24 protein-coding genes are annotated in these 22,404 nt (G+C 70.3%); 12 read left to right on the top strand and 12 right to left on the bottom strand.

Annotated features, from left to right (window positions below; genetic code table 11):
- The first annotated feature begins 65 nt into the window (after positions 1–65).
- Complete coding sequence (locus AC3EO7_RS30510) at positions 66–239, top strand: hypothetical protein (protein ID WP_435593104.1); 174 nt, start codon at positions 66–68, stop codon at positions 237–239.
- Positions 240–242: 3 nt separating this feature from the next.
- Here AC3EO7_RS30510 and AC3EO7_RS30515 read toward each other — a convergent pair whose 3' ends face one another.
- Positions 243–1,892 carry an alkaline phosphatase D family protein gene (locus AC3EO7_RS30515; protein WP_431971924.1) on the bottom strand — a complete coding sequence of 550 codons (1,650 nt, stop codon included), beginning with the start codon at positions 1,890–1,892 and terminating at the stop codon, positions 243–245.
- Between the two features lie 78 nt (positions 1,893–1,970).
- Entirely contained in the window at positions 1,971–2,225 is a 255-nt protein-coding gene (locus AC3EO7_RS30520; RefSeq protein WP_435593105.1) for a hypothetical protein, read from the bottom strand.
- Positions 2,226–2,530: 305 nt separating this feature from the next.
- On the opposite strand from AC3EO7_RS30520, the gene AC3EO7_RS30525 reads away from it, so the two are divergent.
- A complete protein-coding gene (locus AC3EO7_RS30525) occupies positions 2,531–3,289 on the top strand; it encodes an ATP-binding protein (protein ID WP_431971922.1) in 759 nt (252 codons plus the stop codon).
- A gap of 18 nt (positions 3,290–3,307) precedes the next feature.
- On the opposite strand, the gene AC3EO7_RS30530 is transcribed toward AC3EO7_RS30525, so the two are convergent.
- Complete coding sequence (locus tag AC3EO7_RS30530; protein WP_435593115.1) at positions 3,308–4,792, bottom strand: AIM24 family protein; 1,485 nt, start codon at positions 4,790–4,792, stop codon at positions 3,308–3,310.
- A 467-nt stretch (positions 4,793–5,259) separates the two neighbouring features.
- On the opposite strand from AC3EO7_RS30530, the gene AC3EO7_RS30535 reads away from it, so the two are divergent.
- Complete coding sequence (locus AC3EO7_RS30535) at positions 5,260–5,583, top strand: hypothetical protein (RefSeq protein WP_431971921.1); 324 nt, start codon at positions 5,260–5,262, stop codon at positions 5,581–5,583.
- A 377-nt stretch (positions 5,584–5,960) separates the two neighbouring features.
- Complete coding sequence (locus tag AC3EO7_RS30540; protein ID WP_431971920.1) at positions 5,961–6,914, top strand: DNA polymerase domain-containing protein; 954 nt, start codon at positions 5,961–5,963, stop codon at positions 6,912–6,914.
- A 73-nt stretch (positions 6,915–6,987) separates the two neighbouring features.
- On the opposite strand, the gene AC3EO7_RS30545 is transcribed toward AC3EO7_RS30540, so the two are convergent.
- Positions 6,988–7,800, bottom strand: coding sequence for an SAM-dependent methyltransferase (locus AC3EO7_RS30545; protein ID WP_435593106.1), 813 nt, complete (start codon positions 7,798–7,800; stop codon positions 6,988–6,990).
- A 98-nt stretch (positions 7,801–7,898) separates the two neighbouring features.
- On the opposite strand from AC3EO7_RS30545, the gene AC3EO7_RS30550 reads away from it, so the two are divergent.
- Positions 7,899–9,077 carry a cytochrome P450 gene (locus AC3EO7_RS30550; RefSeq protein ID WP_435593107.1) on the top strand — a complete coding sequence of 393 codons (1,179 nt, stop codon included), beginning with the start codon at positions 7,899–7,901 and terminating at the stop codon, positions 9,075–9,077.
- Here AC3EO7_RS30550 and AC3EO7_RS30555 read toward each other — a convergent pair.
- The 3 genes from AC3EO7_RS30555 to AC3EO7_RS30565 form a co-directional block, all read right to left on the bottom strand.
- On the bottom strand, positions 9,064–9,528 hold the full coding sequence (locus tag AC3EO7_RS30555) for a MerR family transcriptional regulator (protein WP_431971917.1): 465 nt from the start codon (positions 9,526–9,528) through the stop codon (positions 9,064–9,066). The genes AC3EO7_RS30550 and AC3EO7_RS30555 overlap by 14 nt on opposite strands.
- A gap of 39 nt (positions 9,529–9,567) precedes the next feature.
- The gene (locus tag AC3EO7_RS30560) at positions 9,568–10,122 is read right to left on the bottom strand and encodes a class I SAM-dependent methyltransferase (protein WP_431971916.1); all 555 of its coding nucleotides are present in this window, start codon (positions 10,120–10,122) and stop codon (positions 9,568–9,570) included.
- 65 nt (positions 10,123–10,187) lie between these two features.
- Positions 10,188–11,351: an alpha-hydroxy-acid oxidizing protein gene (locus tag AC3EO7_RS30565; protein ID WP_431971915.1), complete on the bottom strand. Its 1,164-nt coding sequence runs from the start codon at positions 11,349–11,351 to the stop codon at positions 10,188–10,190.
- Positions 11,352–11,466: 115 nt separating this feature from the next.
- Here AC3EO7_RS30565 and AC3EO7_RS30570 point away from each other — a divergent pair, with 115 nt between their 5' ends.
- The 3 genes from AC3EO7_RS30570 to AC3EO7_RS30580 all read left to right on the top strand — a co-directional run bounded on the left by AC3EO7_RS30570 (position 11,467) and on the right by AC3EO7_RS30580 (position 14,588).
- On the top strand, positions 11,467–12,507 hold the full coding sequence (locus tag AC3EO7_RS30570; protein WP_431971914.1) for an Lrp/AsnC family transcriptional regulator: 1,041 nt from the start codon (positions 11,467–11,469) through the stop codon (positions 12,505–12,507).
- 83 nt (positions 12,508–12,590) lie between these two features.
- Positions 12,591–13,145 carry a DJ-1/PfpI/YhbO family deglycase/protease gene (locus AC3EO7_RS30575; RefSeq protein ID WP_431971913.1) on the top strand — a complete coding sequence of 185 codons (555 nt, stop codon included), beginning with the start codon at positions 12,591–12,593 and terminating at the stop codon, positions 13,143–13,145.
- 90 nt (positions 13,146–13,235) lie between these two features.
- Complete coding sequence (locus AC3EO7_RS30580) at positions 13,236–14,588, top strand: cytochrome P450 (protein ID WP_435593108.1); 1,353 nt, start codon at positions 13,236–13,238, stop codon at positions 14,586–14,588.
- Between the two features lie 23 nt (positions 14,589–14,611).
- Here the strand turns inward: AC3EO7_RS30580 and AC3EO7_RS30585 are convergent, their stop codons facing one another.
- Positions 14,612–15,148 carry a hypothetical protein gene (locus AC3EO7_RS30585; protein ID WP_435593109.1) on the bottom strand — a complete coding sequence of 179 codons (537 nt, stop codon included), beginning with the start codon at positions 15,146–15,148 and terminating at the stop codon, positions 14,612–14,614.
- A 238-nt stretch (positions 15,149–15,386) separates the two neighbouring features.
- Between AC3EO7_RS30585 and AC3EO7_RS30590 the strand changes: the two genes are divergently transcribed.
- Together AC3EO7_RS30590 and AC3EO7_RS30595 are read left to right on the top strand one after the other, a co-directional pair.
- Entirely contained in the window at positions 15,387–16,196 is an 810-nt protein-coding gene (locus AC3EO7_RS30590; RefSeq protein WP_431971910.1) for an ABC transporter permease, read from the top strand.
- A gap of 84 nt (positions 16,197–16,280) precedes the next feature.
- Complete coding sequence (locus AC3EO7_RS30595) at positions 16,281–17,333, top strand: alpha/beta fold hydrolase (RefSeq protein ID WP_435593110.1); 1,053 nt, start codon at positions 16,281–16,283, stop codon at positions 17,331–17,333.
- A gap of 64 nt (positions 17,334–17,397) precedes the next feature.
- Here AC3EO7_RS30595 and AC3EO7_RS30600 read toward each other — a convergent pair whose 3' ends face one another.
- Together AC3EO7_RS30600 and AC3EO7_RS30605 are read right to left on the bottom strand one after the other, a co-directional pair.
- The gene (locus AC3EO7_RS30600; RefSeq protein ID WP_431971908.1) at positions 17,398–18,234 is read right to left on the bottom strand and encodes an SDR family oxidoreductase; all 837 of its coding nucleotides are present in this window, start codon (positions 18,232–18,234) and stop codon (positions 17,398–17,400) included.
- A gap of 37 nt (positions 18,235–18,271) precedes the next feature.
- Positions 18,272–19,438 carry an AI-2E family transporter gene (locus tag AC3EO7_RS30605; RefSeq protein ID WP_435593111.1) on the bottom strand — a complete coding sequence of 389 codons (1,167 nt, stop codon included), beginning with the start codon at positions 19,436–19,438 and terminating at the stop codon, positions 18,272–18,274.
- A 194-nt stretch (positions 19,439–19,632) separates the two neighbouring features.
- On the opposite strand from AC3EO7_RS30605, the gene AC3EO7_RS30610 reads away from it, so the two are divergent.
- Positions 19,633–19,959 carry a plasmid stabilization protein gene (locus AC3EO7_RS30610; RefSeq protein ID WP_435593112.1) on the top strand — a complete coding sequence of 109 codons (327 nt, stop codon included), beginning with the start codon at positions 19,633–19,635 and terminating at the stop codon, positions 19,957–19,959.
- Here the strand turns inward: AC3EO7_RS30610 and AC3EO7_RS30615 are convergent.
- A complete protein-coding gene (locus AC3EO7_RS30615) occupies positions 19,956–20,543 on the bottom strand; it encodes a TetR/AcrR family transcriptional regulator (protein WP_431971905.1) in 588 nt (195 codons plus the stop codon). The two genes, AC3EO7_RS30610 and AC3EO7_RS30615, sit on opposite strands and share 4 nt — an antisense overlap.
- Before the next feature lie 121 nt (positions 20,544–20,664).
- Between AC3EO7_RS30615 and AC3EO7_RS30620 the strand changes: the two genes are divergently transcribed.
- On the top strand, positions 20,665–21,210 hold the full coding sequence (locus AC3EO7_RS30620) for an SRPBCC family protein (protein ID WP_435593113.1): 546 nt from the start codon (positions 20,665–20,667) through the stop codon (positions 21,208–21,210).
- A 186-nt stretch (positions 21,211–21,396) separates the two neighbouring features.
- On the opposite strand, the gene AC3EO7_RS30625 is transcribed toward AC3EO7_RS30620, so the two are convergent.
- A complete protein-coding gene (locus AC3EO7_RS30625; RefSeq protein ID WP_435593114.1) occupies positions 21,397–22,257 on the bottom strand; it encodes an NAD-dependent protein deacetylase in 861 nt (286 codons plus the stop codon).
- Between the last annotated feature and the right edge of the window lie 147 nt (positions 22,258–22,404).

Below are 22,404 nucleotides of genomic sequence, written 5' to 3' on the forward strand. Positions count from 1 at the left end.
GGCCTGGTGCGCGCACGTATTCTGGCCCGAATCCGGGCCCTGCCGCACCTGCCGAGGAGGTAACGATGCGAGCGCGCATGTCCGCCCTGTGGCGGCACCTGGTACGCGGGCTGTTGCTGTACGGCGCGAGCGTCGGCGGTTCGACCCGCTGCCACGACGAATGGCTCGGCGCGGACGCCCCTGCGCAGCACTGGGATTGGGCGATACCGCACCACTGGTACGACGCCGCCCACCGGTGAGGGTCAGCGCGTTCCCCTGGTGGGTCCCGCGCTGATGTCGGATTCCGGGGCGGGCTCGACCGGAGGCTCGGGCCGCCACGCCTCCTGGACGCCGGGCACCCCGTCCTGCACGACGAAGCTCGCGCGGGTGTGGATGGGCGCACCTCGGCGCCGGATGTAGGGCACCACCCGAAAGTCGTTGCGCCACATACCATGATCCAGCTCGACGCGGACGTAGCCGCGCTGCGCATTGAAGAACTTCAGGTCGGGGTTGGCGGCGAGCAGGCGTCGGCCGATGTCGTTCATGTCCGCGCCGTCGCTCCCGCTGGTGATCGAGGTGCCCGTGAATTCCGAAGCCACCACCGGTGATTCGGGATCGGTGTAGTCCCGACGCAGCTGGGTGGCGTGGTTCTGGTGCCGGTCGCCGGTGATCACCACCAGGTTGCGTACGCCGCGGTCCGTGGCCGCGCCGAGCACGGTGTTGCGGTCGGCCACGTACCCGTCCCACGAGTCGGTGGACACGCTCAGATCCGGCCCGGGATCGGTGTCGGTCTGGCTCATGCCCACCTGGTTGCCGACGATCTGCCAGCGGGCGGGTGACGCGGCGAAACCGTCCAGCAGCCAATCCCGTTGCCTGGCACCGAGAATCGTGCGGTCGGGATCGAGGCGTTCGTCGCAGTCGGCGGTGACGTTGCCGCCGCACGCCTGCGGCGTCCGGTACTGCCTGGTGTCGAGCATGGTGATCTCCGCGAGGTCGCCGAACCGGTAGCGGCGGTGCAGATGCATGCCGGAACCGCGCGGCAATTGGGCGATCCGCAACGGCTGATGTTCGTACATCGCCTGGAAAGCGGCGGCGCGGCGGCGACGGAACAGCGTGGGGACGAGGTGGATGTCGATGCCGAGGCCGGGCGAGTTCGCCGCCCAGTTGTTGTCGACCTCGTGATCGTCCATGGTGACCAGCCACGGAAACGCGGCGTGCGCGTCGCGCAGCGGTTGCTCGGCCTTGTACAGGGCGTAGCGCAGCCGATAGGTGGGCAGGTCGACGGCCTCGTCCTGAAACTCCGGTCCCGTCGAAAGCCCTTGGCGGCCTTGGGTCCACGCGCGCTCGTAGATGTAGTCGCCGAGGTGCACCACCAGATCCAGGTCTTCGTGGGCCAGGTGTTCGTAGGCGGTGTAGTAGCCGGAACTCCACGACTGACAGGAGGCGAAGCCGAATCGCATGCGCGCGGTCGGGCGCCCCGGCGGCGGCGCGGTGCGCGTGCGCCCGACCGGCGAGATCACCGAGCCCGCGCGGAAGCGGTAGTAGTACCAGCGATCCGGTGCGAGTCCGTCGATCTCCGGGTGCACGCTGTGCGCGAGTTCGCGGGTCGCGACGGCGGAGCCGCGGACCACCACCTGGCGGAAGAGTTCGTCGTCGGCGACCTCGTAATCGACGGTCACCGGGTGATTCATCATGCCGCCGTGGCCGTCGGGTGCGAACGGGTCGGGCGCCAACCGGGTCCACAGGACGACGCCGTCCGGCGTCGGATCGCCCGAGGCGACTCCGAGCGTGAACGGATCCTCCGACCAGCGCGGTGTGCGGAAGCGCCCGCTGCTCGCGGCCGAGGCGCCGACGAGCACCGCGGCCGATCCCGCGGCGCCGAATCTCAACAGCTGCCGACGAGACAGGTCCATATGTCACGGTACATCGGGCCGCGCACGGCGCTGGTCCGCCGACCGCGCGGCGAGCGCTCGGCGGGGAAGGCCGCGGCCTCAGGCGCCCTGGAGCCGGATCTCGCTGGAGAGTTCCGCCGCCACTTCGCTCAACCGGGTCCTGTCCGGTGCGGCTCCGGTGCGGCCGGCCACCTCGTCGCGGCTGGCGATGGTCAGCCCGTCCGGGGCGCCCTCGGTGATTTCGACGCGCCCCTCGAGCAGGACCAGGCACGCATCAGGACCGGCGGCGAGCAGCCGGCGCAGATCGTCCTCGGTGACCGTGGAGTGGGGGCGCTTCTTGTTGTCGTCGTCCATGCCGACCGTGTGCCCTGCGGACTCGGCGGGAAACCCGGATGCCGAACGGCCGCGCATCGCACCGGAGTGAAACGCGCGGCTTCCGATACGACGGTCCGAAGCTGGGTAGCCCATCTGTGACATGGACCGACGACGAGAAAGGCGTGCGCGATGACTCAGTCCAGCGTGACTCGGAACCTGTTCGTCGATATCGCCGAGCGCCTCGACCAGCCGCACCGCATCCGGCGGGCGCAGCCCGCGGCGGCGTGAGCGGGATAGGCCACCGCCCGCGCGCCGCCGAGCGGCACGGTGTGGGCGGAGAGCGAATGTCCGGGTTCCGTCGCGGCGCACTGCGGTGGCGCCCATCCGAACTGGCCGGTTGCACCGTGCTCCGGCCTACTGGGGTCTTGGACTGGGACGGTTGTCGCCGTTTCGGCGACGACCTGGTGCGTTACGCCATCGACCACCCGCGCGCGGTGATCGTGGCGGTGGACGACCTCGACCTGGTCGAGGATGCGGTGGCGACGGCCTGCGCGTCCGCCCGGGTGCGGGTCGACGATTGGCCGCACGTGCCGATCGTGCTGGTCGCCGACGGGATCGCGAACCCGACGGCAACCGTCGCGGCCAGGCACCGGGTGCCGGCTTTCGAGTCGGTCGAGGCGGCGCTGCGGTCGCTGCCCGACGCGCCCCCGCGGCGGGAGGCGTCGATCGAGCTGGCGCCGAGCACGATCTCCTCGATGAATGCCCGGCGATTCGTGACCCGCATGTGCGATCGCTGGGGTGTAGGTCAGGTGCGCACCGACGCGCTGCTGGTGGCCACCGAGCTGGTGGAGAACGCGCTGCTGCACGCCTTCGGCGAACTACGGCTGTGCCTGGAATTCCAGCACGGGTTGCTCACGATCGCGGTCGCCGACGCCGATCCGCACGAGGCGATGTTGCGCGAACCAGCCGCCGGGCACCCGGCCCGGTTCGGCCTGCACGTGGTCGCCTCGCTGGCACGGGCATGGGGGTGCGCACCGCGCTGGCCGGTCGGCAAGGTGGTGTGGGCGACGCTCGTGGATCAGGGGCGTCCGCTGCTGTCGTGAGGTGGGCAGGGTTCGCGCCTAGCCGAACAGGCCGCCGAGCACGCCACCGCTCTGCCCGGCCTGCTGGCCGCCGCCGGTGCCGCCGAGCATCCCGCCGGGCGGCAGCTCCGAGGGCTGCACGATGACGAAACCGCGGCCCGAGAAGGCCAGCGTGATGCCCTCGCCCGTGCTGCGGCCGATGAGCCTGCCGAGCCCGAACGAGTCGTTGCGCTTGATGCCGGTCTGCAAGCTGGACGACCACGCCACCGCGGCCTGCGGATCGGCGTAGGTCGGCTGGTCGACGTTCAGCACCACCGGTGTGCCGTGGGTGGTGATGGCGATCCGGCCGCGCCCGGTGAATACGCAGTTGAAGAGTCCGGCGTTGCTGGCGAAGCCTGCCGCGCCCTGGACCATCTTGATGTCGTAGCGCAGCGTGGAGTCGAAGGCGAGCACGTTGCTGCCGTTGATGGTCAGCCCATCGCTGCCGTCGAGATCGATGATGTGCACGTCGGCGGCGGAGTTGGCCAGGAACAGATCGCCGCGGCCGGACACCTTCATCAGCGGCACCCCCTCGCCGGTCAGCCGCTGCTGGATGGCGCGGCCGATGCCGCCCGAGCCCAGCGCCTGGAACTGCAATTCGCCCTGGTAGGCGACCATGGATCCGGCGCGTGCCATGACCTCGCCCGCGAGGCCGACCTTGATCATCTTGCCGCCCTGTTTCTGGATCCCGACGCCGCTGACCTCGGCGTGGCTCGGGTTGAACAGATCGCTCTGCATCGGCAGCGCTCCTTGCTGGGGTGTCGACATCTGCGGGGGAGGGAACGAGCCGGACGGTGGCTGCCCGGCGGGGGGATAACCCGGTGCGGGCGGTGTTCCGTATCCGGCCGCCGGGGTGCTCGGGTAGGCGGGGGCCGGAGAGGACGGGGCGCCGTAGCCGCCTGGCGCGGGGCTGCCGCCGGGGTGGTGCGCCGGTGGCGGTGCGGCGGGGTAGGACGGTGGTGGTCCGGCCGGGTACGACGGTGGCGGGGCGGCCTGTGGTGTGGTCGGTGGCGGCGCGGGTTGCGCCGGGGCGGGCTCGTCGTCGACGTTCACGCCGAACGCCCTGGCGATCCCGGCGAGCCCGTCGTCGTATCCCTGGCCGACGGCGCGGATCTTCCACCCACCGCCGCGGCGGTAGATCTCCACGCACACCACGGCGGCCTCGGTGCTGAGCCCGGTCACCGGGAAAGTGATCGTGCCGGAATCGGATCCTATGGTCGCGGTGAGCGAGCCGGCGCCCGCGAAGGTGCGCGGGCCGCTGCCGTCCAGGCTGGCGGTGACCACGACCTTGTCCACGTCGGCGGGCAACGCGGAGGTCTGCACGTCGACCATGTCGCCCGCGCCGCGCCCGTGCCGATAGGTGACGCCGGGGCCGACCGGCTGATTGAAGAACACGAAATCGCCGTCGGAGCGCACCCGGCCCGCGGCGTTCAGCAGCAGGGCGGACACGTCGACGGCCGCGGTGCAGGTGACGGTGACCGTCATCCGGTCACCGGGTGCGGGCCGGTTCTCGCCGCGAGCCAGCGCGGTCACGCCGGGCCCGCCGTCGCGCCGCGTCGCCATGACATCGAACTCATGGTCACGAGTGTGTCGCGCCGTCGCGCGGCGCGCCACCTCGTCCGGTGAGTCGAGCCGGATCGTCGTCGTGGCCGCGACCCCGAGAGCGTCGTCGGCTCGGGCCGCGCCGTGCCGGAATCGAAGGTCCACTGTGAGATCGGCTCCGCCGCAAGCTGATACGTGGCGCATTCGAGAAATCAACCGAATTTGATCACCGAATTCGCACGAATATGAAGATCAAATGGTGTTACCTCGGCACAATGCCCTGTTAGCCCAGAATTAACGGTGATAATTGGCACAATATTGAAAGTGGATTTGTGGTTTTCTTTTTCCTAATGTTGCTGATGCGCGCCTGTGATGGCGTCGTTATCCATCTGTGAAAGGAAGCTCCACGCATGTTCTCTCGTAAGGCCCTCGCCACCGCCGGTGCCGTCTCCGCTGCCGCCGCCATGTTCTTCGGCCCTGTCGCGGTGGCCTCCGCCGATCAGTCCGTCCCGCTGGAGCTGACCCCCGTCGCCTCCGACTCGTCCACGGGCTCCTCCGGCACCGGTTCGGCCTCGGGCTCCGCCGACTCGGGTTCGTTCAGCGGCTCGTCCGCCGGTTCCAGCATGCTCGACTCCGGCAGCTCGGCCTTCGACGGCGGCACCTCCGCCATCGTCAACATCATCGACGCGATCACCGGCGTCAACGAGCTGACCCAGGCCAAGCCCGCCGCCTGATTCTCTCGGTAGCTCGCCGCTGCGCCAGCCTTGCCCCTTGGGGCTGGATTCTACGTGCCGCTGAGCATCAGCGATTGCACGCTATTGCAGTGAATTTGCCGGAATTTGATCATTCGTCCGCTGCGTCGGGGTAGGCGCGGCGGGGGAATCCGCTCGATTCTGTTTGCCCGCCAAGGAGATAGCGTTCCGCACTGTGGGTGCGGAGCTTCCTGAACACGAGTTTCGTGCCGTCCGGCGAACCTGCCGGACGGCACGAAGTTCTCTGGGGAGTTCGAAACGTAACCCTCGTCGCGGGGTGCCGGGGACGTGCGGCAGCGCCTGCCGCACCGACCACCCACAGGGTTGACCGCACCGAGGCCGCCGGGCAGGGTGGGGCGATGGGCAGCGAAGAGGTGCGCGCGGGCGTCACGCTGACGAATCTGGACAAGCCGCTCTTCGACGGGGCGGAGGCGACCAAACGGGATCTCGTCGACTACCTGGAGTTCATCGGCGACCGCTTGGTGAACCAGCTGCGCGGCCGCCCGCTGTCGGTGGTGCGCATCCGGCCGGGGCAAGAGCCGTTCATGCAGAAGAATCTGCCCAAATACACCCCCGAGTGGGTGCCCCGGACCACGCTGTGGGCCGAGAGCTCCCGCCGCGAGGTGACCTATGCCCTGTGCGACGACGTGCGCACCCTGCTGTGGTTCGGCAATCAGCGCGCCGTCGAGTACCACCCGACGCTGCTGACTGCCGACTATTCCGCCGGGCCGACGCATCTGGTCCTCGATCTCGACCCCTCGCCCGGTCAGACCTTTCGCCACGCCGTGCTCGCCGCCGAGCTGATCCGCGCGGCGCTGGCCGCCGACGGGCTCTCGGGTGCGGTGAAGACCAGTGGCGCCAAAGGGGTGCACGTGTTCGTCCCGGTCGTCGCGGGCACCGCGGTCGAGGACGCCGCTGCCGCCACCCGGGCGATCGCCGCCCGCGCCGAGCGTCTCGACCCCGGCCTGGCCACCACTGCGTTCATCCGCGAGGACCGCGAGGGCAAGGTCTTCCTCGACTCCACCCGCGCGGGCGGCGCGACCGTGGTCGCGACCTACAGCCCGCGCATCCGCCCCGGCGTCCCGGTGTCGTTCCCGGTCGGCTGGGCCGACCTCGCGGACGCGAAGCCGTCCGATTTCACCCTCCGCACCGCCCCGGACCACCTCGGCGACCGCGACCCTTGGGCCGACGAAATGCCTGCCCCGCAACAACTTCCGGCCGACCTGATCGCCGAAGGCCACACCATCCCCGTCGCCAGGGTCCAAGCCATGCACGAAGGCAAACGCCGCGCCAAGGCCCGTCGCACCTCCTGAACCCGTCCCACAAGGCCAGTGCACGCCGCACAAAACCGGTGGCGTTGTGAGGCGCGGGAATGGTGTGTGGGAGTCAGGGGATGCGGGCGACGCCGGCGAGCATGGAGACCGCCTCGGGGCGGGGGTGGGCGCGCCAGACTTCGGGGCGCCAGGTCATCACCGAAGTGATGCCGGGCGCGACGAGGTCGAAGCCGGTGAAGAACTGACGGAATTCGGCAGTGGAGCGCAGCTGGAAGGGGACGCCGCTGCGCTTGTTGGCCTGCTTCGTCTCGGCGAGGTCCTCGTCGGTGAGGTGATCGCTGGTGGCGTGGGTCATCACCAGGTAGCTGCCGGAGGGCAGCGCCTCGCAGAGCTGGCGCACCAGGCCGTAGGGCGCCTCGTCGTCGGTGATGAAGTGCATGATGGCCACCAGCATCAGCGCGACGGGCTCGGTCAGATCGAGCGTGCGGGTGAGGTCCTGGTGGGTCAGGATCCGATCCGGGTCGCGCAGATCGGCGTCGAGGTAGGCGGTCGCGCCCTCGGGTGAGCTGTCCAGCAGCGTGCGGGCGTGCACCAGCACGATCGGGTCGTTGTCCACGTACACGATCCGCGATTCCGGTGCGATGCCCTGCGCGATCTCGTGCACATTGCCCGCGGTGGGCAGTCCGGTGCCGATATCGAGGAATTGCCGGATGCCCGCCTCGGCGGCCAGATACGTCACCGCGCGACGCAAGAAATTGCGGTTCTCCACCGCGGCGAGCCGGACGGTCGGAAAAGCCTCGGCCACCGCGTCGGCCGAGTCCCGGTCCGCCGGAAAATTGTCCTTTCCGCCGAGCCAGTAGTCGTACCGGCGCGCCGGGTGCGGTTTGCTGACATCCACCCTGGCAGCTGCCGATTCCGAGTCCACCGTGCCCTCAATTCATCTCGACTACGCTCATCATGTCAGCTCGAGTTGCGAACCGGTAGCGAGGGTGAGAACTCGCACGGCCCCCGGAAGGCTCCGTCATGCAGTTGCAGTACAGCCCATACGATTTCGACGTCCACCGCGATCCCTATCCGTACTACGCAAGGCTACGCGCGGAGGCGCCCGTCTTCCACAACCCGGCCGACGACTTCTACGCCTTCTCCCGGTATGCCGATATCGTTGCCGCACTGCGTGATTCGGATCGGTTCTCCAGTGCCAACGGATTACGGATGGAGCCCGCGTTCTGGGGACCGCAGGCCGAGCGGTTCTTTTCCTTCGTCGCCATGGACCCGCCCAAGCACACCCGGTTGCGTGGTCTCGTCGCCCGCGCGTTCACCAACCGGCGGGTGCAGGAATTGCAGCCGCGACTACGCGAGATCGCGCGCGGGCTGTGGCGGCCGCTGCTGGAACGCGAAAGTTTCGATCTGATGGCCGATTTCGCGGGTCCGTTCCCGACCGACGTGATCTCCGAACTGGTCGGCGTCCCGGAGGCCGACCGCGACATGCTCCGCAAACTGGGCATGGAGATCATGTACACCGACGAGGAATCCACCGATCTGCGCCCCGAGGCGATGCAGGCCATCGGCACGCTGGTCGGCTACTACACCGAGCTCACCATCGAACGCAGCAAGACCCGCCGCGACGACCTGCTCTCGGGTCTGCTGGACGCCGCGGACGGCGACGACCGGCTCACCCCCGAGGAGATCGTCGGGGTGTTGATCCTGCTGGTCGGCGCGGGCATCGAGACCGCCATGCTGACGCTGGGCAACCTCTGGCATGCCGCGTGGCAGCACCCCGACCAGCGCCGCGAGGCCTTCGACGGACGCATCGACGAGTGGATCGCCGAGGGTATGCGCTACGAACCCGTCACCCAGTCCCAGCTGCGCAGCACCACCGAGCCGATCACCCTGCACGGCGTCGACATCCCGGCGGGCGCGCGCATCCTGCTGCTGACCGGCTCGGCCAACCGCGACCCCGAGGTCTTCGCCGACCCCGACGCCTTCGACCTGGACCGCGACACCGGCGCCGCGCTGTCCTTCGGCAGCGGCCGCCATCACTGCCTCGGTGCGAACCTGGCGCAGCTGGAACTGCGCGTCGCGCTGGAGGAGATCGTCGGCACGATCGCCGACTACGACATCGACGCCGCGAACCTGCGCCGCGTCCACTCCTCGAACAACCGCGGCTTCGCGAGCCTGCCCACCACGGTCACCGCTCGCTGAGCGGAACGTCGACGGGGTGGCCCGCCACCCCGTCGACGCCCAGCCGCAGGGCCTCGTCGACCTTGGCGCGGAAATGCGAACACGAGCGGAAATCCGGTGCGCCGCAATCCAATGCGTGCTCGATGGTGTCCAGCGCCGCGGTGGCGCGCGCGATCCGCACGGCCAGCTGATCGCGGTGCGCGCGCAGGAGTTCACGGCGCGCGTCGCGATCGGCGGCGCTCTCGAACAACCGGGCGATCTCGGCCAGCGACAGCCCGACCCGCTTGCCGAGCAGGATGACGGCCACGGTCTCCGCGTCGTCGGCGCGGTAGACGCGGCGGCGGCCGGAATCGCGGCGCGGCGCGAGCAGGCCGAGGTCCTCCCAGTGGCGCAGCACGTGGGTGGCCAGGCCGAACCGCGCGGCCAGTTCGCCGATCGTCAAGGCGGATTCGGACATATCAGGACCCGGCATATCAGCACCCTATGTGTCACTCGGCGCCGGCCGCGCCGCTCAGGCCGCGCGCGCCGTCCACTGGGCGTACAGCCCGATCGGATACCCGCGTGGACGCACGACCTTCCTGCGCACCGTCGGCGTCGCGAAGCGCGCGCCCAACGCCGACCGTATCGACGCGTCGCGGACGAACCGGAAGTCGTAGAGGGCCAGCGTCCCGCGCGGGCGGAGCACCCGCTCCAACTCCGCCGCCGCCGCGACCGGATCCGGCCACTCGTGCATGCTCAGGCTCGAGACGATCAGGTCGAAACTGTTGTCCGGGTAGGGAAGTGCGCCCACATCGCCCACCGACAATTCGGCGGCGTGCCCGGTCAGATTGGCCCGGGCCAGCGCGATCATGTGCGGCGAGAGGTCCACCCCGTGCAGCAGCAGATCCGGTCGCCTGCGGGCAAGGTGGGCCAGCAGCAATCCCGGTCCGGTCCCGACGTCGAGCACCGCCTCGCCCGTGCCGGTCGAGGCGGCCGCCTCGTCGGCGATGTGCCGGTACAGCCCGCCGAGCAGCTTGGTGGCGCGCCGGTCGTAGCCGCGGCTTTCCTGTTCTCCGAACTCGGTCATCTCATCCCTTTCTTCAGGTCGACCCTCAGCGTGCGAGTTCAGGTCGACCTGAAGTCAAGGGCTGTTCAGACCGCCACTCGGCGCAGGGCGTCTCTGGTCAGGTCGGCGAGACCTCGATAACCGTCGACGGCCAGGATCAGGTCCGCCTCGGCGAGCAGCGCGCGCAGCACGTGCACGATGCCGTCGACGCCGCCGAGCGCGAGACCGTAGGCGTAGGGCCTGCCGATGCCGACCGCCGTCGCGCCGAGGGCCAGCGCCTTGACGATGTGGTCGCCGCCGCGGACGCCGGAGTCGAAAAGCACGGGAAGACCGTCGGCCGCGTCGACCACCTCGGCCAGCATGTCGAGGGCGGGCAGGCCGCCGTTGGCCTGGCGGCCGCCGTGGTTGGAGCAGTAGATGCCGTCCACGCCACCGTCTTTCGCGCGCCGCGCGTCGTCGGGATGGCAGATGCCCTTCACGATCAGCGGCAGCGTGGTGAGTTCGCGAAGCCACGGCAGGTCGGCCCAGGTGAGCGGGTTGCCGAAGAGCTGGACCCAGCGCAGCACCGCGGCCTGGAGGTGCTCTTCCGGCGGGCCGGGCAGCCCGGCGCGGAACACCGGATCGGTGAAGTAGTTCGCCAGGCAGTGGCCGCGTAGCTGCGGGAAATTCGAGACGCCGAGATCGCGCGGGCGCCACCCGGTGATCCAGGTGTCGAGCGTGACCACGATGCCCTGGTAGCCCGCCTGCTCGGCGCGCTGTACCAGGCTCGCGGCCAGATCGCGGTCGGTGGGCGTGTACAACTGGAAAAAGCCTGGCGTATCGCCCATTTCGGCCGCCACCTGCTCCAGCGGATCCACCGACAGCGTGGAGGCCACCATCGGGACGCCGGTGCGCGCCGCGGCGCGGGCGGTCGCCAGATCGCCGTGCCCGTCCTGGGCGCACAGCCCGATGACCCCGATCGGGGCGAGGAACACCGGCGCGGGCAACGTCAGCCCGAACAAATCCACCGACAGGTCGCGCTCGGCCGCGCCGACGAACATCCGCGGCACCAGTCCCCACCGGTCGAATGCGGTCACGTTGGCGCGCTGCGTGCGCTCGTCACCGGCTCCGCCCGCCACGTACGACCACACCGACGGCGGCAGCGCCGCGCGAGCCTTGTCCTCCAGCTCGGCGAACGACATGGGCAGCGTGGGCTGGACGCCGCCGAGCCCGCGCAGGTAGATCTCGTTCTGGTAGTCGGCGAAGGCCATGGGTTCGGTTGCCCTTTCGTCTGTCGGCGCGGCACCGCGCCGCCCGGAGAAAGCATGGGCCGCCGTTCACTCGACGCCACTAGAATGCAGGAATCAGGCACGATGGGAAGCACGAATGCAGGATGACGCCGCACTGCTGAGCGAAGACGAGCTCGCCCTGATCAACGCGTTGCAGCTGCGGCCGCGCGGTTCATGGTCGGAGCTCGGGCACGCGCTCGGGGTCGATCCGGTGACGGTGGCCCGCCGCTGGCAACGGCTCACGCGGCGCGGCGCGGCGTGGGTGAGTCCCTCGCCGGGCCCGCGGCTGCTCGATCAGATCACCGTCGCCTACGTCGAGATCGGCTGCACCGCCGACGCCGCGGCCGCGGTCAGCCGCAGCCTGTGCGAGCACCCGCACATGGTCACCGTGGAGCGCTGCGCGGGCACCTACAACCTGCTGGCCACCGTCGGCGCGCGCGATCTGGCCACCATGTCGCACTACACACTGGACGTGCTGCCCGCCATCCCGCACGTCGCGGCGGTGCGGGCCAGGATCGTCACGCACATGTTCACCGAGGGCGGCCGCTGGCGCATCGACGCGCTCGCGCCGGACCAACGCGCCGAACTCGACATTCCGCCGCGGCAGCCGACGGAGCCTGCGCGGGCGGTGAGCATCGACGACGGAGACCGGGCGCTGCTCGCCCAGCTCGCGCTCGACGGCCGGGCCTCGCACCAGTCCTTGGCCACCGCTGTCGGTTCCTCCGCCTCGACCGTCAAGCGCAGGCTGGACCGGCTCACCCGGCTCGGACTGCTCCAGTTCCGTTGCGATTTCGCGCGTCCGCTCGGCGGCTGGCCGGTCGCGGTGACGCTGTGGCTGGACGCGCCGCCGGATCGGCTGGCCGAGATCGGCGACGCGATCATCCGGCTCCCGCAGACGCGCAACTGCGCCGCCATCAGCGGCGGTCACAACTTGCTGATCCAGGCCAACCTGCACAGCCTCGCCGACATACCGCGCTTCGAGGCCGGGCTCGCGGGCGTGCACCCCGGCCTGCGCATCGCGGAACGCACCATCACCCTGCGCCACGACAAGCTGTTCGGGCACCTCCTCGACCCGCGCGGCCGCAGCAGGCGCGTGGTACGCGCGGACATCTGGAGCGAGCCCGCCGCGACCGCGTGAGCCGGATCGAGGTTTACCGGCGGCGAATCGCGGCATGCGACCAGGGGGAGGGGGTTGTTGTCGAATCGAGAGAGGAGTCGCCCATGCCTGAACTGGACGACGCCAGGGTGCTGGTGCTGACCTCGAATACCGGCGTCGAGCACGACGAACTGCTGGTACCGCGCGACGAACTTCGCAAGCGCGGCGCCCAGGTCACCCACGCGGCGCCGAAATCGGAACCGGTGCAGACCTTCCGGCACGATGTGGACAAGGACGAGGCGATCTCGCCGGACGCCGCGCTGGACGCGGTGGACGCGGACGACTTCGACGTCCTCGTGGTGCCCGGCGGCACCGTGAACGCGGACAAACTGCGCGCCGACGACCGCGCCGTCGCGCTGGCCAAGGATTTCGCGAGCGCGGGCAAGCCGATCGCCGCGATCTGCCACGGACCGTGGTTGCTCGTCGAGGCCGAATTGGTGCGGGGCAAGACGCTGACCTCCTACCACTCGCTGCGCACCGACGTCGGCAACGCGGGCGGCGCGTGGGTCGACGAGCCGGTGGTCCGCTCGTCCGATGGCGGCTGGACGCTGATCACCTCGCGCGCCCCAAGAGATTTGGCCGATTTCGTCGGCGCGATCTCCACCGAGTTGCGCGGGTAGCGGCGGCGGGCCTGCTCGTTTCGGCCGGGCGGCGCCGGGTACGCGCACGACATCGGCCCCGACGAGGGCAGCTACATGGGAGGAGGCTGTATGGCAGGCAATCACTACAACCAGCTGGTGGGCGCGCGAGCGTTCGCGACGTTGGCGGATCTGGGTTTCGCATCGATCGCCTCGGGGGTGATCGCTCGCAGACGCGCCGTCATGGGTGTGCTGGAACGGGCGAAGGCCGACCGGCGCGCGGTGACGCGCATGCGTCGGTTGCGTGACGAATTCGGCTCGGGCCCAGTCGAATTGGTGCTACCGGGACGTCGCGTGGTGGTCGTGCTCGACCCGGGTGACGTCGGCATGGTGCTGGACGGCGCGCCGCGGCCGTTCGATCCGGCCAATCGGGAGAAGCGGGCCGCGCTGCGCCAATTCCAGCCGCACGGCGTGCTGCTGTCGGAAGGGCCGGTGCGCGCGCAGCGGCGCGCGGTGAACGAGGCGGCGCTGGACACCTCGGCGCCGCTGCACCGCCTCGCCGGACCGTTCGCCGAGATCATCGCCGACGAGGCGCGCGACCTGACGGCGGCCGCGCTGCGCCGCGGACACCTCGACGCGGACCAGTTCACCGCCGACTGGTGGCGGCTCGTCCGTCATCTGGTGCTCGGCAGGCGCGGGCGCGACGACGACGCGATCACCGACGAGCTGTGGAAGCTGCGCTCGGCCGCCAACTGGTCGTTCTTGGCGCTACCGCGCCGCAAGCGCAGGGACCGATTCACCGAACGGCTCTACCGCTATGTCGAGGCCGCCGATCCGGACAGTCTCGTCGGCGCGCTGGCCGCGACCGAAGCCGGTGGAGCGGTCGATCCGGTCGGCCAGATTCCGCACTGGCTCTTCGCTTTCGACGCGGCGGGCATCGCCGCGAGCCGGGCCCTCGCGCTGCTGGCCACCCACCCCGATCAGCACGCTCGCGCGACCGCCGACGCCGCCGATCCGCACACCCCGCAGTCCCGCGACTACCTGCGCGCCTGCGTGCTCGAGTCGCTGCGGCTGTGGCCGACGACGCCGGTCATCCTGCGTGACATCACCGAGGACACCGAGTGGCGGGCGGGCGCCGATCGATTCACCATCGAGGGCGGCGCGGCCCTGATGATCGTCGTGCCCGCGTTCCATCGCGATGCGGATTCCCTGCCGTTCGCCGACCGGTTCGTCCCGGATCTCTGGTTGGAAGGACTCGAGCAGCAGTACCCGCAGTTGGTGCCGTTCAGCGCGGGCCCGGCCGGATGTCCGGGCCGCAACCTGGTGTTGTTCACCACCAGCGCCCTGCTCGCGCACCTCATCGAGGCCGCCGACTTCCACTCCCTGCCTACCCCCGCGCTGTCGCCGGACCGTCCCCTTCCGTTGACTCTCGACCACTTCGGACTCGACTTCGCGATCACGCCCGCGGTCACGCGCGCCCGATGACCGCCCCGGTGGTCGCGGTGAGGTCAAGCGAGCGCGGTGCGCAGCTCGAACCAGCCGGTGGTCGGGTCCGCGAAGCCGTGGTAGACGAGCGGCGCGCGCTGGTCGAGAGCGAAGTGCCGGTAGACCGCGAGCATGGCCCGGCGGATGGATTCGGGTTGGAAATCCTCGCTGCGGCGGAAGCCGATGCGACGTTCGGGCAGCAGCGCCAGCCGGGTGATCTCGGCGCGATCGCCGAGATCGAGTCCGAAGGGATCGATGATCAGGTGATCGTGCAGGATCGCGTGCAGGCGTTCGGGGTCGGGCAGGTGCACGGTGCACGGGCGCAGCTCGGCGTGGATCGGCGGTTCGGAGCGGCCGGGCACCGAGGGCGTCTCCAGCGACTCGATGAGCGGGACGTCGGGCCGCGGCGGCGCGCCGGAATCGTCGACGGTCGCCTGTTCCAGCAGGTGCAGGATGTTCCCGCCCGGCATCAGCGGCTCAGGGACGAGGAACAGGGTGACCGACGGGCAGCGGCAACCCTCGCCGGTGAGACAGACCTTCTCGTGCAGCGGGTAGGACATGCGTCCTCCTCCGGGAGCGGGACGAACGATCGGCGAGGGGCGACGCTGCCCGGTCCGGACGCCGATCGGCGGAGGGGCGATCGAAGTGTCAGCGCGTGCTCTTCGAGCCCTCACTGCATGGTAATCCGCGATGACGGCCGGTGGCAGGGCCGCGGAAGACCCCGTTCGGCGGATGCGCGACGGCTGCGTCGTGGTGTGATCGTCGGATGGTGAGTGCCAGTCCCTGTGCGGAGCGCGGATGAACGCGGCGATCCGGCCCGATCTCGGTCTGGCGGCGTTGTGCGTCGGGCTGGCGATCGCGGCGGCCGCGGTGTATCGGGTGGCGTCGCTGGGCTCACCGTTCGTGGCGCCGCGCGCGGCCGTCCGCGGTGCGTTGCAGTTGGCGGCCGTCGCGCTCGTGCTGGCGGCGTCGCTGGCGCACCTGTGGTCGGCGATCCTGGTGCTCGCCGTCATGTTCGTCGCCGCGGTGGTGACCTCGGCGCGGCGCGCGGGCGCGGGGAACTCCGGCCCGTGGCTGGCGCTGGCGCTGGGCGCGGGAGTCGGCGCGGTGCTGCCTGCCATGCTGCTCAGCGGTGTGGTCCCGGTAGAAGGTGTGGCTGTGGTGCCGATCGGCGGGATCGTGCTCGGCGGCGCCATGACGGCGACTTCGCTGGCGGCACGCCGCGCTCTCGACGCCGTCGAACAGCGGCGCGGCGAGGTCGAAGCCGCGCTGAGCTTGGGCTTCACCGAGCGCGACGCGCGGCTGGAGGTGATCCGCCCGACCGCCGCCGACGCATTGTTGCCCGGCGTGGATCAGACCCGCACGGTCGGATTGGTCACGCTGCCGGGCACGTTCGTCGGCGTGCTGATCGCCAGCGGCTCGGCCGTCCAGGCGGGCGCGGTCCAGATCCTGGTGCTCTCGGGTCTGTTGCTCGCCCAGTCGTGCGCGGTTGCGGTCACCATCGAACTCGTCGCCCGCCGCCGCGTCACGCGATGGCACGCGGGCGATTCAGGTCGCGGCGGTCGCGGCGTCGCGGAGCGGCCGGTGAGATCGGCCACCAAATTGTAACTTCGAGTAACAGTTATTTACACTCGGTGCTGCTGGTACCGAGCCGGCGCTCGACTCGAATCCGTCCGTGCACTGAGGAAAACAGTGATCTTCACCGATCTGGCGCATGCGCTCGACAACGGCTGGGCGCTCACCTTCGGCGGTGGCGTCGAACCCGCCGTCCCGACCCCGTCGACGGTGCTCTACGACGAGCCGCACCGGCAGCTGCGCCGCTACGAGGGCGCGTCCGGCTCCGGAAACCCGGTCCTGCTGGTGCCGCCGCTCGCCGTGCACAGCTCCTGCTTCGACCTGCGCCCCGGGCAGAGCCTGGCCCGGTTCCTGCTCGACACCGGACGTGCGCCCTACATCGTCGACTACGGCAGGATCACCTACGCGGACCGGAACATGGGCTTCGAGGAGTGGATCGACGACATCGTCCCCACCGCGATCGCCCGGGTCAGCGCCGAGCACGGCGGAGCAGGGGTCGACGTCGTCGCCTGGTCGCTGGGCGGCACCCTGGCGCTGCTCACCGCCGCCGAGCACGCGGACCTGCCGATCGCCTCGGTCACCGCGCTCGGCACCCCGATCGACTATCGCCACCACCCGATGCTTGCGCCGTCCCGGCTGCTGGCGCGGGTCACCGGAGGACGTGAAGTCGCCTGGGCCACCGAGCTTTTCGGCGGTATCCCGGCGTTCGCCGTGCAGCTCGGGTTCCGCGGCATGGCGCTGCCGCGCGAGATCATGCGCCCGTGGTTCATCGCGCGCAATCTCGCCCGCAGCGAGGCGCTGGCCCGGATGGAGGCGATCGACCGGTTCATCGGACGGATGCCCGGCTATCCCGGACGGCTCTACCGCCAGAACTACCGGCTGATGATCGTCGGCAACCATATGGCCGAGGGCAGCATCCCGCTCGACGCGGACCGCGTGATCGAAATGGCCAAGGTGAGCTGCCGCGTGCTGCTCGTCGGCAGTCTGTCGGACAACATCGCGCCCGCCGCCACGGTCGCGCCCGGCGTGCGGGTGCTGACGGGCGCGGCCGAAGCGCGCTACGTCGAAGTGCCGCGCACCAGCCACCTCGGGCTCGTCGCCGGGCCCGAGGCGGCCAGCTGGTCGGTGCTCGACGAATTCCTCGCGAGCGCGGTGCCTGTGCACCGCTGAGTCGCGCTGCCGGAATGCAGGCCCTGCGCACGGCCGGAGGTACGCCCTGGCTCGGAGGTACGCCCTAGCTCGAGAGTCCCACCAGTCGCGCGCTGACCTCGTCCAGCTGCTGGGCGAGCGCGTCGTCCTGCGCGCGGCGCGACGGCGTCTTCAGCTCGTTGTTCTGGAAGTAGCGTCCGCTGTGCCCGGCGGGCTCCGGCGCGGAGGCGAGATAGGTGAGCCTGCGCCCGCCCTCGGCGGCGGGAATCATGAACACGCGCTTGGCCACCGCCGCGAACGGCCTGCCCCACCACGGCATCGCGTCCCAGATCCCGGTGGCCACCGCGCCGGGATGGAAGGCGTTGACGGTCACCCCGGCGCCTTCCAGCCGCCGCGCCAGCGTGCGGACGTACAGGATGTTGGCCAGCTTGGACTGGCTGTAGGCCTTCTCGCCGGAGTAGCCGCGCGCCAGGCTCAGATCGTCGAAATCCAGGGTGGCGCCGTAGTGCATGACCGACGAGGTGAACAGGATGCGCGCCGGGGCGCTGCGCCGCAGCAGGTCGAGCAGCAGCTCGGTGAGCAGGTAGCCGCCGAGATGGTTGACCGCGAAGGTGGCTTCGACCTCGTCGTCGGTCATCGAGCGTTGCGGGTAGTAGCCGCCCGCGTTGTTTGCGAGCACGTCGAGGCGGTCGTAGCTCGCGAGCACCGTCGCGGCGAGCTCGCGCACCGCGGACTGACTCGCGAAATCGCACACCAGCGTGTCCACCTGCCCCGCGCCCGCCTCGCGGACCAGTTGCGCGGCGTGGACGAGCTTCTCGGGATTGCGTCCGACGAGTATCAGGTGATCGCCTGCTTCGCCCAGTTGCCGCGCGGCTTCCAGACCGATACCCGACGTCGCCCCCGTGATCAGGATCGTCTTCATGAAACCCACACTGCCACAACCGCATGCGGGGCGGGCGTTACCGCGCGGGTTCGGCCGTGTCGTCCTCGGGCGCCGGCGGCGGCGCGGTGGCTTCGTCGATCTGCTCGCCCACGTAGCGCAGCACCACCGCGACCATGGCGGCGACCGGCACGGCGAGGAACGCGCCGACGATGCCGTACAGCGAGCCGCCCGCGGTCACGGCGAGCAGCACCACCACCGCGTGCAACTGCATGCTGCGGCTCTGCAACACCGGTTGCAGCACATTGCCTTCCAGCTGCTGTACCGCCAGGATGACGCCGAGCACGATCAGCGCGGTGGTCAGGCCGTTGCCGACCAGCGCGACGAGCACCGCGAGCGCGCCCGCGACGACGGCGCCGACGATCGGGATGAAGCCGCCGATGAACGTCAGCACGGCGAGCACCGCGGCCAGCGGGACACCGAGGATCACCAGGCTCGCGCCGATCAACACCGCGTCGATCAGGCTGACCAGCGCCTGGGTGCGAATGAAGCCACCGAGGGTGAACCAGACCCGGCGCAGTACCTCCTCGAAGTGCCTGCCGCCGCGGGTCCCGGTCACGCTGTGCAGCCAGGGCAGGAAGCGCGGCCCGTCCTTGACGAAGAAGAATGCCAGCACCAGCACGAGGAACAGCGTGACCAGCGCCGAGGTGGCGGTGGTGACGCCGCTGAAAACGCCGGTGGCGATCTGCTCGGCGCTGGACTGCAATCGCGACACGATGGCGTCCACCGCGGAATCGAGCTGTTCGTCGCGGATGTTCAGCGGCGGGCCCTGCAACCAACGGCGCACCTGGTTGACGCCCTCGGTCGCCTTGTCGGCCAGCTCCGGGGCCTGATCCACCACCGAGGGCACGATCAGCGCGATCACACCGGCGAGCAGACCGAGGAAGCCGAGCAGCGCGAGCGCGGCGGCCAGAGCCGGCCGCAGGCCGTGTTTGGTGAGCCACCGGGTGGGCGGCCACAACACGGTCGCGACGACGACGGCCAGCGCCATCGGCAGGACCACCACCCACAGCCGCGCGACGATCCAGCCGAGCACCCAGGCTCCCGCGGCGATCGCGACGAGGCACAGCGACCACTTCGCCAGCCAGAGCAGTCCGACGCCGATCACACCGCCGCGCTCACGCAGCACGAGCGCCTCGTTCTTGCCGGTGTCGGTTCCGGCGGTGGCCTTGTCCGGCTCGCTCACGACATGCCTTCCACTCGCTCACGCACTCTCACCGGCCCAGTCTCGCACGAGGCAGCGGACCAAGACGGTCACCGACGAGCGGCGGTGGCGGCAGGCGGGATTGCCGCACCGATCTCCGGGTGGTGGCGGTAGGCGGGCTTTTCCGGTTTCCGACGCGTTTCCCGGGTATTCGATCGACAGAGGAGGTGTGTGTCATGCCGAAGGAATGGACCGGCAAACAGGAACGGCAGTACGAGCACATCAAGGATTCCGCGCAGGACCGCGGCGCGAGTACCAAGCGCGCCAAGGAGATCGCGGCCCGAACCGTCAACAAGAACCGCGCCCAGGCAGGCCAGACCAAGACCGCGAGCCGGTCGTCGCTCGAGGACATGTCGCCGCAGCAGCGCGGCGGGCAGCGCTCCGGCGGCAGCGGTCCGAAGGGGCCGACCAGGGATCAGCTGTACAACGAGGCCAAGAAGCGCAACATCAAGGGCCGCTCCACGATGACGAAGAGGCAGCTGCAGAGCGCTCTCGGTCGCTAATCGGTCGCGCCGAGCAGCGCCACCGCGGCGCGCTCGGCGAGATCGGCGGCGTGCGGCGGGATCTGTTGCCCTGCCCGTAGATACCGCCTGACCAGGGCGTAGGGCAGGTCGACGATCGCAAGCAGCACCTGGTCGGTAGCTTGGGCGCCCGTGTCGCCGGTGCGTGCGATCAGCTCGGTCAGCGCGTCTTGGATCGCGGTGTTGGCCCGCGCGGTGTCTTCGCGCGCCTGCCTGCTCCAGTCTCGCTCACCCAATTCCCTCGCCCCCGTGAGCAGCACGGCCGCATCGCGGGGGTTTCGTCGTGCCCAGTCGAGGGTCGCCCGCGCGCTGCGGCGGATCGCCTCCTCGGGCCGCTCGATGGTCAACACCGCGAGCAGTTCCTCGTGGAAGCGGCGCAGCGTGCGTGACCACAGCGCGGCGAGCAGCGCCGGCCGGTCCGGAAAACGGTGATAGACCGACCCGCTCGGCGCGCCGACCGCCTTGGCCACCGCCGACATGGTGACCGCGGCGGGCCCGCCCGTGGCGAGCAGTTCCGCGGCCGCGTCGAGCAGCCGATCGGCGTCGTGCTTCGGTGGTCTTCCCATGTATTGGAGGATATGCTCTAATTCTGTTTTAGAGACAACTCTCTAAAATGCTCGGGCGTCGCCACCGCGACCCCGCACGCCGCCTGATTTCCGCGCACGGCTGAAGAAGGAGCGAAAAACCATGGCCGTCATCAATATTCACGTTCGCCACCTGGCCGCGTCGGCGGCGGAGGCCGGCTCGCTGCTCGACTCGCTCGCGAGCGAGGACGACCGGCTCTGGCCCGCGCCTGCTTGGCCACCCATGCGCTTCGATCGCCCGCTGAGCGTGGGCGCGGCCGGTGGGCACGGTCCGGTCCGCTACACGGTGGAACGCTACGAACCCGGTCGGTGGGTGCGCTTCCGGTTCACCGGCCCGCGCGGCTTCGACGGCTTCCACGAATTCACCGTCCAGCCGACTCCCGGCGGCGTCGACCTGATCCACCTGCTCGCCATGCACGTCCGCGGCCCGGCCCGCCTGACCTGGCCGCTGGCCTACCGCTGGATGCACGACGCGTGCCTGGAGGACTCCTTCGACCGCGCCGAACGCGCCCTCACCGGGTCGGTCCGGCGGCCCGCGCGCTGGAGTCCCGTGGTGCGCGTGCTCCACTGGCTCGCCGACCGTGCGATCGGGCCCGACGCTCCGGTATCCGAGTCCGGCTCGGCGACAACGGCTTCTGTCGCGGGTTAGCCGAACGAAAGCGGTCCCCGTCGGCGAGCGAGCCGTGCCGATCTCCAAGTCCGGCTCGGCGACAACGGCTTCCGCCATCGGTTGGCCGACCCGAAGGCGGGCTCCCGGGCGGCGATCCAGGCGTGCCGATCTCCGAGACTGCCTCGGCGGCAACGGTTTCCACCTGTCGCGTAGCCGAGGCGGACGCTACCTCGACTCGACCGCCGCGGCTGCGGGCTCGTTCGTGTAGAGACGAGCCAGTGCTTCGAGAATTTCCGAGCACCCCGCGTCGATGGTCAGGGTGGCGAGATCGTCGCCGCGGGTGCGGCCGCGGTTGAGGATCACCACGGGGCGACAGTTGGCCGCGGCACGGCGAACGAAGCGCAGGCCGGACATGACGGTGAGCGAGGACCCTGCGACGAGGAGGGCGTCGGCGGCGTCGACGAGGTCGAAGGCGGCGGCGACGCGGTCCTTCGGGACGTTCTCGCCGAAGTAGACGATGTCCGGCTTGAGCATGCCGCCGCAGCGGGCGCAGTCGACCATCCGGAAGCTGTCGGTGTCGGCGACCACGGCGTCGGCGTCGGGCGCGACCTCGACGCCGGTGGCGGTGGCCGACTCGGCGAAGCCGGGATTGGCCGTCTCCAGCCGGTCGGCCAGCGTCATCCGGGAGATCAGGGCGGAACAGCCGAGGCAGCGCACCCGGGCGTAGACGCCGTGCAGGTCGATCACCCCGCGGTGGCCCGCCTTCGTATGCAGCAGGTCCACGTTCTGGGTGATCAATCCGGTGACGACGCCGAGGCGTTCCAGCCGGGCGAGCGCGCGGTGTCCCCGATTGGGGCGGGCGGCGTCCATCCGGCGCCAGCCGATGTGGTTGCGCGCCCAATACCGTTGGCGGAAGGCGGCATCCCCGACGAACTGCTGGTAGGTCATGGGAGTGCGGGGCGGGGAATCGGGGCCGCGGTAGTCGGGGATGCCGCTGTCGGTGGAGATCCCCGCGCCGGTCAGCACCGCGACCCGGCGGCCGGCCAGCACCCCGGCCAACCGCTCCAGCTCCGCATCGTGCGACATGACACGCATCGTAGGCGCAGCGGAACGGAGTCCATCCGAGGACCGCGCACGGCCCGAGCCGAGACGGAGGTACGTCCTCAGTCCTCGACCGTGATGCTCAACCGGGGCCGCTCGGCGTCGCCGGGCCCGGCGAACCGCTCCCCCCCC

It is taken from the genome of Nocardia sp. bgisy118, from assembly GCF_057708605.1.